13 protein-coding genes are annotated in these 11,238 nt (G+C 66.7%); 8 read left to right on the plus strand and 5 right to left on the minus strand.

Annotation, left to right across the window (positions count from 1 at the left end; translation table 11 throughout):
- Positions 1 to 55 precede the first annotated feature (55 nt).
- A complete protein-coding gene (locus ACLQ6X_RS03505) occupies positions 56 to 721 on the minus strand; it encodes a response regulator (RefSeq protein WP_411698783.1) in 666 nt (221 codons plus the stop codon).
- A gap of 1 nt (position 722) precedes the next feature.
- The gene (locus ACLQ6X_RS03510; RefSeq protein ID WP_411698784.1) at positions 723 to 2,348 is read right to left on the minus strand and encodes a GAF domain-containing protein; all 1,626 of its coding nucleotides are present in this window, start codon (positions 2,346 to 2,348) and stop codon (positions 723 to 725) included.
- A gap of 282 nt (positions 2,349 to 2,630) precedes the next feature.
- Between ACLQ6X_RS03510 and ACLQ6X_RS03515 the strand changes: the two genes are divergently transcribed.
- Complete coding sequence (locus ACLQ6X_RS03515; protein ID WP_411698786.1) at positions 2,631 to 3,497, plus strand: universal stress protein; 867 nt, start codon at positions 2,631 to 2,633, stop codon at positions 3,495 to 3,497.
- A complete protein-coding gene (locus ACLQ6X_RS03520) occupies positions 3,478 to 4,227 on the plus strand; it encodes a VIT family protein (protein WP_411698787.1) in 750 nt (249 codons plus the stop codon). Before ACLQ6X_RS03515 ends, ACLQ6X_RS03520 begins: the two co-directional genes overlap by 20 nt.
- 104 nt (positions 4,228 to 4,331) lie before the next feature.
- Here ACLQ6X_RS03520 and ACLQ6X_RS03525 read toward each other — a convergent pair whose 3' ends face one another.
- The gene (locus tag ACLQ6X_RS03525) at positions 4,332 to 5,405 is read right to left on the minus strand and encodes an alkene reductase (protein WP_411698788.1); all 1,074 of its coding nucleotides are present in this window, start codon (positions 5,403 to 5,405) and stop codon (positions 4,332 to 4,334) included.
- A gap of 161 nt (positions 5,406 to 5,566) precedes the next feature.
- Between ACLQ6X_RS03525 and ACLQ6X_RS03530 the strand changes: the two genes are divergently transcribed.
- The gene (locus ACLQ6X_RS03530) at positions 5,567 to 5,959 is read left to right on the plus strand and encodes an SHOCT domain-containing protein (RefSeq protein WP_411698789.1); all 393 of its coding nucleotides are present in this window, start codon (positions 5,567 to 5,569) and stop codon (positions 5,957 to 5,959) included.
- Here the strand turns inward: ACLQ6X_RS03530 and ACLQ6X_RS03535 are convergent.
- Positions 5,956 to 6,960 (minus strand): TerC family protein, encoded by a 1,005-nt coding sequence (locus tag ACLQ6X_RS03535; RefSeq protein ID WP_411698790.1) that lies wholly within the window; start codon positions 6,958 to 6,960, stop codon positions 5,956 to 5,958. The genes ACLQ6X_RS03530 and ACLQ6X_RS03535 overlap by 4 nt on opposite strands.
- A gap of 232 nt (positions 6,961 to 7,192) precedes the next feature.
- Here ACLQ6X_RS03535 and ACLQ6X_RS03540 point away from each other — a divergent pair, with 232 nt between their 5' ends.
- From ACLQ6X_RS03540 to ACLQ6X_RS03555, 4 genes are read left to right on the plus strand one after another with little or no spacing between them, the layout of a single operon-like run.
- Positions 7,193 to 7,840, plus strand: coding sequence for a dienelactone hydrolase family protein (locus ACLQ6X_RS03540; protein ID WP_411698791.1), 648 nt, complete (start codon positions 7,193 to 7,195; stop codon positions 7,838 to 7,840).
- A 57-nt stretch (positions 7,841 to 7,897) separates the two neighbouring features.
- Positions 7,898 to 8,194, plus strand: a complete 297-nt coding sequence (locus tag ACLQ6X_RS03545; protein WP_411698792.1) for a DUF2470 domain-containing protein — start codon at positions 7,898 to 7,900, stop codon at positions 8,192 to 8,194.
- Between the two features lie 17 nt (positions 8,195 to 8,211).
- Positions 8,212 to 8,640, plus strand: a complete 429-nt coding sequence (locus ACLQ6X_RS03550; protein ID WP_411698793.1) for a DUF4383 domain-containing protein — start codon at positions 8,212 to 8,214, stop codon at positions 8,638 to 8,640.
- Positions 8,641 to 8,678: 38 nt separating this feature from the next.
- On the plus strand, positions 8,679 to 9,332 hold the full coding sequence (locus tag ACLQ6X_RS03555; protein WP_411698794.1) for a heme oxygenase (biliverdin-producing): 654 nt from the start codon (positions 8,679 to 8,681) through the stop codon (positions 9,330 to 9,332).
- Here ACLQ6X_RS03555 and ACLQ6X_RS03560 read toward each other — a convergent pair whose 3' ends face one another.
- The gene (locus ACLQ6X_RS03560) at positions 9,333 to 10,619 is read right to left on the minus strand and encodes an ATP-dependent RecD-like DNA helicase (protein ID WP_411698795.1); all 1,287 of its coding nucleotides are present in this window, start codon (positions 10,617 to 10,619) and stop codon (positions 9,333 to 9,335) included. It abuts the gene before it with no gap.
- Between the two features lie 125 nt (positions 10,620 to 10,744).
- Here ACLQ6X_RS03560 and ACLQ6X_RS03565 point away from each other — a divergent pair.
- Positions 10,745 to 11,238, plus strand: a 494-nt coding sequence (locus tag ACLQ6X_RS03565) for a hypothetical protein (protein ID WP_411698796.1), incomplete at its 3' end; no start/stop codon positions are given.

Below are 11,238 nucleotides of genomic sequence, written 5' to 3' on the forward strand. Positions count from 1 at the left end.
GTGGCGTCTGTCTTCGCTTTGTCGATGTCCATGCTCTCGACGATCCCCGCATCGGTTAGTCGACGCTAGGGACTAACGGCACTGGCTTCGCGCCCGAGTGCATGGTGGCGTGAAGCACCGCGGCCTGCGTGCGTCGGTGTAGTCCGAGTTTGCTGAGCAGAACCGACACATAGTTCTTAATCGTCTTCTCGGCCAGTGACAGCCGATCTCCGATCTCTCGGTTCGTGAGTCCGTCACTGATCAGGGCGAGAATCTGCCGCTCACGAGGGCTGAGCGTATCGAGCCGGGGATCGCCGCGCTCGGTTCCCCTCATCCGAGCGACCACGCGCTTGGTCAGAGTGGGATCGAGCAACGATCTGCCGGCGCCGACATCCCGAACCGCTTCGATCAGATTGCTGCCGAGCACGTCTTTCATCAGGTATCCCGCGGCGCCCGCGATCACCGCCGCGTAGATCGCGGCGTCGTCGTCGAACGACGTCAGCATCAGGCACCTGATCCGCGGATCCGCCGCGCGAACGTCGCGGCAGACATCCACGCCGCTGCCGTCGGCAAGGCGCACATCGAGGATCGCCACGTCCGGCCTGGTTACCAGGATCCGCGCGCGCGCCTGAGCGGCGGTCGCAGCCTCGCCGACTATCTCGATGTCCGGATCAGACTCGAGCAGCCCGGCGATGCCTCGACGCACCATCTCGTGGTCGTCGACAAGGAAAACCCTGAGCATCTCAGACCGCCAGTTCCGCGGTCGCCAAGCCGAACGGGACCTTCCAACTGAGTGTGGTGCCGTCGCCCGTCGAACCGAGTTCGAACGTCCCACCACGTTGAGTCGCCCGCGCCTCGAGGTTTGCGATCCCGCTGCGACGGGTCGCCGCGGAAAATCCCACGCCGTCGTCGGAGATGGTGAGGGAAACCGTGTCGTCTGCAACGGTGAGGCTCAGCGCGGCGTGGCGCGCGAATGCGTGCTTGATCACATTGGCCAGCGCTTCGCGGGCGACGGCGATGACGTCGTCGGCCAGTTCTTCCGAGATGACCAGATCGACAGGGCCCGAGAAGCTGACGGTCGGTGTCGACGGGAATCCGGGCGACATCTCGTTGACCAGGTCGATGACGCGATGGCGCATCGAGTTGTTGGATTCATCGTCACGAATATTCAGGGCGAAGATGGCGGTGCGGATCTGCGCGATGCTGCTGTCGATGTTCGCAACCGTTTTGAGCACGTCGGCGGCGACCGGAGCCCCGGCCGTTCGACCGGCGATCGTGTGCAGTTGCAATCCCGTTGCGAACAACTGCTGAATGACGTGGTCGTGGAGGTCGCGCGCTATCCGTCCGCGGTCTTCCAACAGCACCATGCGCTGACTGTCCAGCCGAGCCTCCGCGAGTTCCATGGCAATACTGGCCTGCCCGGCGAAGTCCGCCGCCATTTCGAGGTCGGCCGGGGCGAAGCCGTCCCCGCCCGCCACGCGTCCGACCAGCAGCACACCGCGAGGGGCGATGGAACCGACGAGCGGAACCACCATCAGTGGACCCATCCTGCGACCGTCGGCGAGTTGCGGTGCGTCCGTGCCCGCGTCGGAAACCAGTTGCGGCGCGCGAACGTCGAGTGCGGCTCCGAACGTCGATCCTCGGGCGCTGAGTGTGGTGCCCTCTATCGCTTCGCTCTCCAGCCCCCGAGCCCGCTCCACCAGGAACTCTTCACCCGTGCCGGTGGGAAGCAGCACCCAGACGAAGTCGGCCTCGGCGAGCGTGAGCACCCTGCTCGCGACCGTGGAGATCGTGTCGTTGTGTTCCGACGAGAGCAGCGTCGAGGTGATTTCGGCCGATGCGGCAGACCAGGCCTGTCTGCGCCGGGTTTCGGCGAACAACCGTGCGTTGTCGATAGCGATTCCTGCGGTCGCGGCGAGCGCTGTGACGAGCTGCTCGTCATCGCTGCTGAATTCGCCGGATTTCTGGTTGCTGAGGTACAGATTTCCGTACACCTGATCACGCACTCGGATGGGAACGCCGAGAAAACTCTCCATGGGCGGATGTCCGGCGGGGAATCCTACGGACCGCGGGTCGTCGGAGAGTCGGGGCAGGCGGATGTTCAACGGCTCGTCGATCAGCGCGCCGAGCAGGCCGTGCCCCTCTGGGAGCTCTCCGATGCGAGCGACGATCTCTTCCGACATGCCGACGGTGATGAACTGCTGGAGGCGACCTTCGCTGTTTACGACGCCCAATGCTCCGTATTCGGCTCCGACGAGTTCGGTCGCCGACTCGACAATGCGTCGCAGTACGACGGGGAGTTCGAGCTGCTGAACCACGGCGTGATTGGCCTTCAGCAGGGCGCGAAGCCGGCCCTGGACGGCGAGCACCCCTCGCGCTCGAGCCATGAGGTCTTCGAGAGCGACGTCGAGCTCGCCCCGTGTGTCGTCAGGAAATGAGAAATCGTGCCCCTCAGTCATGTGCTGTCCCGCCTCGAAAGTTCGTGGCTGGTGTCGGCTGACTACCAGGTTGCCCTGCGCCGAGTGTAGACCCCGTGTGTGACAACCCCTCGGTTCAGAGTCGAACGGCCCTAGCGGCCGCGACGCGGGCGGCAGATGCTGGGTATCGAACTGTGGGGCGCACATCAACGAACCAGACCCCGAAGGAGCATCGTGAAAACGAACATCGTGATCGGGATCGACGGGTCAGTGCCCAGCCGCGCCGCACTGGAATGGGGCGTCGAGCGTGCCCTGGCCACGGGTGAGAATGTCGAGATACTCAATGCGGTCGATTCCCACCCCGACCACACGGACTCGTTCAAGGCGAAAACGCTGGCCGACATCGAAAATGTGCTGGCCTCTGCGACCGGCTATGCCGCCTCGCGGGGAATCCCCGTGACGACAAAACTCGTCGACGGAGAGCCGTTCGACGAACTGGTGCGGGCGTCACGCTCGGCAGACATTCTCGTTGTCGGCACACACAAGACGGGGTTCATTCAGGGACGGTCGATCGGCTCGCGCTTTATGGCTCTCTCGGCGATGTCGCGGTGTCCCGTGGCCTTCATCCCGAACGTGTCGCTCCTCTCCCGACGCGGTGTGTCCATCGTGCTCGACGATTCGTCCACTGGTCGACGGGCCGCGATTCTCGCCGCAGCTGAGGCGGAACGACTGTCCCAGAAGCTGACCATGATCCATGGCGAACAGTGGCAGGCAGACGAGCACGAGTCGGCACGAGAGCGAACGACCCGGCAACTGACGATTGCCGACAAATCGAGGACTCTGATGGCCCTACAGCTCGTCACCCTCGCCGACGGTCATCCGCTGCTCGAGACGAAGACGACGGCCACGCGCAAGTCGCTCGCTATTGCAGCTATCGACGCGTCAATGACCGCCGCGCTGGTGGTCGTCAGCCACCCGCAAGCCCGCGCCTCCGTCGGTTCCTCAGCGGGACAGTTCATTCACGACGTTGTCTTGAATCTCGGCGGTCCAGTGCTGGTGGTGCCGCGGACCGACGCCGACGATGCCCCATCGGCTGTCTAGGAAGACGGTGACCACGTCAGCCCTCGGGCACGCGAACGAACCACACGATGAGGGAATCGCGGCGCGGTTGAACTGGCTGCGCGCGGGGGTTCTCGGCGCGAACGACGGCATAGTATCGGTCGCCGCGATCGTCGTGGGAGTCGCGGCGGCGACCCCGAGCATCGGGCCGATCGTCACCGCCGGACTCGCCGGCCTGGTGGGCGGCGCATTGCCGATGGCTGTCGGCGAGTACGTTTCCGTGAGCAGCCAGCGCGATAGTCAGCAAGCCCTCATCGCAAAGGAACGCGAGGAATTGCGCGCGGACCCTCAGGGCGAGTTGGCCGAGCTGGCCGGGCTCTACGAACTGCAGGGGCTCACCGCCGGAACCGCTCGGCAGGTGGCCGCGGAGCTCACCGCGCACAACGCGCTCGCCGCTCATCTGTCGGCCGAGCTCAACATCAACGAGACACAGGTAGCGAGCCCGTGGGCTGCGGCCGCCTCGTCGGCAGTCGCGTTCGTGGCCGGCGCGATTCTCCCGTTCGCCGCAATCGTGCTGCTGCCCGAAGAGGCACGCATTCCGCTGACGTTCGCCATGGTCGTGCTCGCCCTCGCGGGCACGGGGGCGCTGGGCGCCCGCATCGGGGGCAGCCCGCTCTTGAGGGCGACAGTGCGTGGCACGATCGGCGGAGCAGTCGCCCTCGGTGCCACCTTCCTCATCGGCAGCCTGCTCGGAACCACCGGCATGGCCTGAGGACGCCGGAGGCACGGGGGCTTCTGCGCCATCCTGGGACGTGCGCTGCTGCGCGCCGTGGCGCGCGTGTCCCGAGATGGCGCGGAAGCCCGCCCAGCCCTCCGCTAGACGGCGAGCGCCGGGTAGTCGGTGTAGCCCGCGGCGCCGGGCCCGTAGAAGGTCGCCGGGTCGGGCTCGTTCTCGTCGGCCGCGGCCTTCCAGCGCGCGACGACGTCGGGGTTCGCGATGGCCGCGCGTCCGATCGACACCGCGTCGGCCAGGTCGGCGGAAGCGATGGCGAGCGCCTCGTCCCGGGTGGTCGGCGACGCGAAGCCCGTGTTCACAATGAACGGCGCGTTCACCCGCGAGCGGATGTCCTGGGCGAGGGCGCCCGCGGGCTCGGGGTGCATGAAGTCGAGGAAGGCGAGGCCGAGCGGTGCGAGCGCGTCCGCGAGAAGGCCGTAGGTGATCGCGACATCCGCAGCATCGTCTTCGATAACGCCTTGGATGTTTCGTTCCGGAGAGATGCGCAGGCCTACCCGGTCGGCGCCCACCGCTTCCACGACGGCGGTGACGACCTCGACCACGAAGCGGATGCGGTTTTCGGGCGATCCGCCGTAGGCGTCGGTGCGCGTGTTCGAGCTGGGGGCGAGGAACTCGTGCAGCAGGTAGCCGTTGGCGGCGTGCAGCTCGACCGCGTCGATGCCGGCGGCGAGCGCGCGGCGGGAGGCCGCGACGAACTCCTCGACGATCGCGGGCAGCTCGTCGAGGGCGATCGCCTCGGGAACCTGGTGCGCCGTCTTACCGTTGGGCGTGCGCGTCTCTCCCTCGATCGCGATTGCGCTCGGGGCGACGCTGCGGGCGGCGCCCGAGATCTCGACGTGCGTGACACGACCCGCGTGCATCACCTGCATCGCGATCAGTCCGCCGGCGGCGTGCACGGCGTCGGCGACGCGTGCCCAGCCCGCCTGCTGCTCGTCGGTGACGATGCCGGGCTGGCCGCTGAAGCCCTTGGCCTCTTCGCTCGTGAATGTCCCCTCGGTCACGATCAGGCCGAGGCTCGCCCGCTGCTCGTAGTATTCGGCGATCAGCGCGGTCGGCACACCGTCGTCGCCCGCCCGGACCCGGGTGAGCGGGGCCATGACCAGCCGATTCGCGAGGTTGAGTGAGCCGAAGGTGACGGGGGTGAAGAGATCCATGGGGTCCTAACGGGTGATGGTACGACGCGGAACGCGCCTACACGGTAACGCGGCAGGTGTCGTATTGCATTCCCGGTCGCGTGACACTCGGTCACCCACAACTGATGATCGCACCCGGCCGCGGCGCCGCTACCGTCAGAGCCATCGAGCGAGGAGGCGTCATGCGCTGGGACATTTTCGGCGGAGTTTTCGAGTACCTGTTTCTGCTGGTGGTCTTCGGGGCCTACCTGTTCATGCTCATCTGGATCGTGCTCGACCTCTTCCGCGACCGGGCGCTCGGAGGACTTGCCAAGGCCATCTGGCTCGTCTTCCTGGTCTTCGTGCCGTTTGTCACCGCGCTCGTCTACCTCATCGCCCGGGGCTCCGGCATGGCCGACCGGGCGCAGGCACGCCCCGAACAGGCGCCCGAGTATAGCGAGGAGTACGTGCGCTCCGTCTCGTTCGCCAGCCCGGCCGACGAGATCGCCAAGGCCAAGGCGCTCGTCGACCAGGGCATCCTCACGCCGGGCGAATTCGACGCGTTGAAGGCGAAGGCCCTCGGCGAGAAGTTCTAGGCGTCTTCCCGCGCGCCCGTCTCGACCGCTGCCGCCGGCTCGGAGTTGCGGGTCTTGCGCAGGCTCGCGATCGTGGCCACGGCGATCGTCGCGCCGATGAAGAGCAGTGAGAACCAGATCGGGATCTCGGGGGCCCACAACACGTTCTGCCCGCCGTTCACGAACGGGAGTTCGTTCACGTGCAGGGCGTGCAGCACGAGCTTGACCCCGATGAAACCGAGGATCACCGCGAGGCCCTGGGCCAGGTAGACGAGGCGCTCGAGCAGCCCGCCGATGAGGAAGAACAGCTGGCGCAGGCCCATGAGCGCGAACGCGTTCGCCGAGAACACGATGTAGGCCTCCTCGGTGAGTCCGTAGATGGCGGGGATCGAGTCGACCGCGAACACGATGTCGACGACGCCGATCGCGACGATCGTGAGCAGCATCGGCGTGAAGAAGCGCTTGCCGTCGATCTTCACCGAGATGCGGTCGCGGTGGTAGTCGTCGGTGATCGGCAGGATGCGGCGGGCGAACTTCACGAGGCGCCCGTTGGCCGGGTCGCTCTCGTGGTTGCCGAAGGCCTGACGCCAGGCGAGCACGAGCAGGAGGGCACCGAAAATGTAGAAGATCCACGACACGTTCTCGATCAGGGTCGCACCCACCGCGATGAACGCACCCCGCAATACGAGCGCGATGATGATGCCGATCATCAGCACCTTCTGCTGGTAGGCCTTCGGCACCGCGAACCCGCTCATGATGATGAGGAAGACGAACAGGTTGTCGATCGACAGGGCCTTCTCGGTCACGTAGCCGGCGAAGTACTCGCCGCCGAAGTTCCAGCCCGAGGTAAAGCCGATGCCCACTCCGAAGAGCAACGCGAGGCTGATGTAGAAGACCGACCAGCGCGCCGACTCGGCGATGCTCGGCTCGTGCGGCTTTCGAACGTGCACGAAGAACTCGTACACGAAGAAGGCGATTGTGATGGCGATGGTGATCAGCCAGACGGCGGGGGTCACGTTCACGGGGAATGCTCCAAGGGGGTCGCGGAAACAGAAACTAAAGTCTCATCCGCTGCTCCGCGCCGTTAGGCACTCGACAACCGTTGCTCCGGGACGCGCCTGCGGGTCCGTACTGACGAAGCTTCCGTGGTTGGATTACTCCCCTTATCGATACAAACCTATGGACCGAAGCTGGGAATCCGGTGCGTGGCGGGCACCGGGAGTAGTCTCGATGGCAACACCCAAGGGGGTACCGATGGCCGAACTCGTTCCGATCCCCTCCCCCGGGGCCGCCGTCTACTACGGCCTCCCCGGATCTCCGCTCGTGATCCTGGTGCACGACTGGTACGGGCGCCTGCCGTGGCTCGAGCCCTACGCCACCGCCCTCGCGAGCCAGGGCTACCGCGTGGTCGTGCCCGACCTGTACGGCGGATTCGCCACGATCGACCCCGAGACCGCCGCCGGTCTGCGGGACGGTCTCGACACCGGGCTCGCCCTCGCCGCGATCGACGAACTCGTCGCCGAATCCCGGCTCGAGGGCTCCACCCGGGTGGCTCTCATCGGCTTTTCGATGGGGGGCTGGATCGCGCTGCTGCACGCCCAGGGCGGCGACGCGGATGCGGTGGTCGCCTATTACGCGACGCTCGGCACCGAAGAGCACGGCATCATCCCCTGCCCGGTGCTGCTCAACCTCGCCGAGAACGACGATTTCCAGCCGGGGGCCGAGCCGGAGTCGTTCGTCGCACGCCTCGAAGACCATGGAACGCCGGTGACCGAGTTCGTGTACCTCGGCACCGAGCACTCGTTCGCCAACGCGAGCCTCGCGGGCACGCTCGACAACCGCGCCGCGGCCCTCGCCTTCGCCCGCACCGCGTCGTTCATCGACAAGCACCTGGTCGACTAGGCACCGATTGCCGGTCGCCACCGTCCCTCGCAGGCAATACCGGCTACCGTAGATTTCGTGCCCATCTTCGAAGCCTCCACCGTGTCCGCCGTGATCGACCACATGAACAACGACCACCCCGAAGACAACCTTCTGATCGTTCGCGCGTTCGCGACCGCGGATGCCACGGCGGCGGTCATGAGCGACGTGGACCACCTCGGCGGCACCTGGACCTACGAGGCGGGCGACGCGACCGCCGAACTCACCGTGCCGTGGACCGCGCCGATCACCGAGCGCGCCGAGATCCGCCGCGAGATCGTCACGCTCTACGACACCGCCTGCGCGCGCCTCGGCGTCGAGCCGCGCCCGCACTAGTCGTGCCGCGTCCCCCGATGACGTCGTCACCCAACCGGCTGGTCGCTCTCGTCATGGGTACCGGCTACCTGCTGTTCGGGCTGGGCGGCTTCGCGGCGAGCTGGGGGGCCGACTTTCTCGCCCCGCACGGCGGGCTGCTGCTCGGCGTGCAGGTGAACGGCCTCCACAACCTCGTGCATCTGGCCGTCGGTGCTGCCCTCCTGGTCTGCGGCCTGTCTTCCGTCGGCGTCGCGAGAACCGGCAATGCCCTCATCGGCACGCTCGTGCTGTTGTTCGCCCTCGTCGGCCTCTTTCTCATCGGCTCGCCCGCGAATGTGTTCGCCCTGAACGGCGCGGGCAACGTGCTGCACTCCGGCACCGCGGTCGTGCTGCTCGCCGTCGGCCTCGGCGCCGACCGGCCCGATTCCCAGAAAAGGGGTACCGAAGCGGCCACACCCACTCGCTAGTATTAGGGTCACCTAACCAACCCGTTCGGAGTGCCATCGTGTCTGTTGTTCTTCCCTTCTCCCAGGCACTGCGCGAGCGCACCCGCGGCGGGCACAGCGCCAGCGAGGGCGCCCACTTCATGGACGACCTCATGACCGGCAAGGGTTCGCGCGACGACTACATCTCGCTCGTCGCCCAGCACTACTTCATCTACGAGGCGCTCGAGGCCGCCGCGGAGAAGATGCAGGATGACGCAGACGCCGCACCCTTCATCACCCCGCAGCTCACCCGCCTGCCCGCGCTCGAGAGCGACCTGCGCTTCCTGCTCGGCGACGAGTGGCGCTCGCGCATCACCCCGCTGCCCACGACCGTGCGCTACGTCGACCGCCTGCAGACCGTGGCGGCCACGTGGAGCGGCGGCTTCATCGCGCACCACTACACGCGCTACCTCGGCGACCTCTCGGGTGGCCAGATCATCCGCACGCTCATGCAGCGCCAGTTCGGCTTCGAGACGAACGGTGTGGGGTTCTACCTCTTCGACCAGATCGCCAAGCCGAAGGAGTTCAAAGACGTCTACCGCTCCCAGCTCGACGCCGTGACCTGGACCGAAGAGGAACGCGAGCGCGTGATCGACGAGGTGATGATCGCCTACCGGTTCAACACCGAGCTGTTCGTCGACCTGGCCGCGGCGAAGGCCGCCGCGGTCGCCTAGTTACGCTTCGATCGCCGGAACGGCCGTGGCGCGTTCCATAAAGCGCTGCACGTGTTCGTCGACGATGATGTCGCTCGGCCGCAGGTTGCGGCTGAGGTACAGCCCGTCGAGGGCGCTGATGCGGCTGAGCGCCACGTAGGTCTGTCCGGGCGCGAACGAGCGCTGACCGAGATCGACGATCGCTCGGTCGTAGGTCTTGCCCTGCGACTTGTGGATCGTGACGGCCCACGCGAGCCGCAGCGGGAACTGTGTGAACTCGGCCACGATGTCTTTCTTGAGCGCCTTCGTCACGGCCGAGTAGGAGTACTTGTACTTCTCCCACACGGCGGGCTGCACCTGGTGCACCTCGCCGTCGATCTCCACGTGAACGAACTGGTCGATCTTGGTGACGGTTCCGACCGACCCGTTGACCCAGCGCTGGTCGGCGTCGTTGCGCAGGAACATCACCTGCGCGCCGATCTTCAGCTCGAGCGCCTCGTCGGCGGGGAACGCCCGGCCGCCGAACTCCCCCGTCACCTCGGCCTTGGCCGTGAGCACCTTGCCGGGCAGGCGGGCGAGGGCGGTCGCGTTGATGCGGTTCACCGCGGCGTTGGTGGTCGCCAGCGTGATGATGCCCTCGCCGGGCGCGTCACGGGCGCCCGTCGTGTTCAAGCGCTCGGCTATCTCCGCGGTGACCCGGCCGTGCCGCACGGCATTGAGCATGTACTTGAACTCGCCCTCGTGCTGGCGGTGGATCGTGGTGAGCTCGTAGATCTTGAGATCGGCCTCGTCCCACACCTTGGCGTCGAAGAACCACATCGAGCGGTACTGGTCGGCGAAGTAGGCGCGCTCGTCGGCATCGCCGGGAACGGGGGCCAGCTGGTACGGGTCGCCGAACAGAATCACCTGCACGCCGCCGAACGGCTCGCGTTTGCGCTGCCTGGCCTGGCGCAGGCTGCGGTCGAGGGCGTCGAGCAGGTCGGCGTTGACCATCGACACCTCGTCGATGACGAGGGTATCGATGGTATTGAGGAGCTTGCGCACCTGGTCGTTCTGGTCGATCGGGCTGTCGGCGATGACCCCGATCGGCAGGCGAAAGAGCGAGTGGATGGTCTGGCCGCCCACGTTCAGCGCCGCGACTCCGGTGGGAGCGGCGATCACGATCTGCTTGCTCGTGTTCCACGACAGGTGGTTCAGCAGGGTGGACTTACCCGTTCCGGCCCGCCCGGTGACGAAAACGTTTTGCTTGGTGCCCTCGATCGCCGCGAAGACCAGAGCCTGTTCACGGCTGAGCGGAATCTCGGACACGGCACACTTTCTCTGGCAGGCGAATGCTGCACGGGGGACGTTCCACTGTAACCGCCCAGCAGCCTGCGCGGGCGCGAGACCGTGCACTGGCTGCCTGGCCGACCCTCCCGCCATAGAATATTGGAGTGACCATTCCGGCCGAACAGCATCGGGCGAGGGGGCGCCGCGGCAGTATGCCCCGGGCCGTTCTCGCCATTGTGGTGGTCGCTGCGCTCCTCACCTCCGGGCTCGTGGGCACCGTCACCGCCCTCAATCGCACGGTATACAGTGCCGGCGGCTTTGTGGAGCAGTACCTCGACGCCCTCGACCGCGGCGATACCGTCGGAGCTCTCGCGCTCGGCGGGGTCATGCCTGGCAAGGCCGACTTGGCCGCCTGGGGGCTGAGCGAGGACCTGGCGGCAGATCTGCCGGAGACGCTGCTGCGGGCATCCGTTCTGGGCGGCCTGCGCAACATCGAACTCGCGAGCGCGACCGCCACGCCCGCCACCGACGACGGAACCGCCCAGACCGTCGTGTTCGACTTCGAGTTGCACGGTGCCGCGTCGAGCATGGCGTTCACCGTCGAGCGCGTCGGCACCTTCGCCGGCGTATTCAACGCCTGGCAGTTCACCGTCAGCCC

This window comes from Conyzicola sp., from assembly GCF_046714715.1.
Taxonomy (GTDB): Bacteria; Actinomycetota; Actinomycetes; order Actinomycetales; family Microbacteriaceae; genus Conyzicola.

Bases quoted from the DNA above. Each gene is read 5' to 3' on its own strand.
- ACLQ6X_RS03505 (WP_411698783.1), bottom strand. From the start codon at position 721: ATGCTCAGGGTTTTCCTTGTCGACGACCACGAGATGGTGCGTCGAGGC.
- ACLQ6X_RS03520 (WP_411698787.1), top strand. From the start codon at position 3,478: ATGCCCCATCGGCTGTCTAGGAAGACGGTGACCACGTCAGCCCTCGGG.
- ACLQ6X_RS03525 (WP_411698788.1), bottom strand. From the start codon at position 5,405: ATGGATCTCTTCACCCCCGTCACCTTCGGCTCACTCAACCTCGCGAAT.
- ACLQ6X_RS03530 (WP_411698789.1), top strand. From the start codon at position 5,567: ATGCGCTGGGACATTTTCGGCGGAGTTTTCGAGTACCTGTTTCTGCTG.
- ACLQ6X_RS03540 (WP_411698791.1), top strand. From the start codon at position 7,193: ATGGCCGAACTCGTTCCGATCCCCTCCCCCGGGGCCGCCGTCTACTAC.
- ACLQ6X_RS03550 (WP_411698793.1), top strand. From the start codon at position 8,212: ATGACGTCGTCACCCAACCGGCTGGTCGCTCTCGTCATGGGTACCGGC.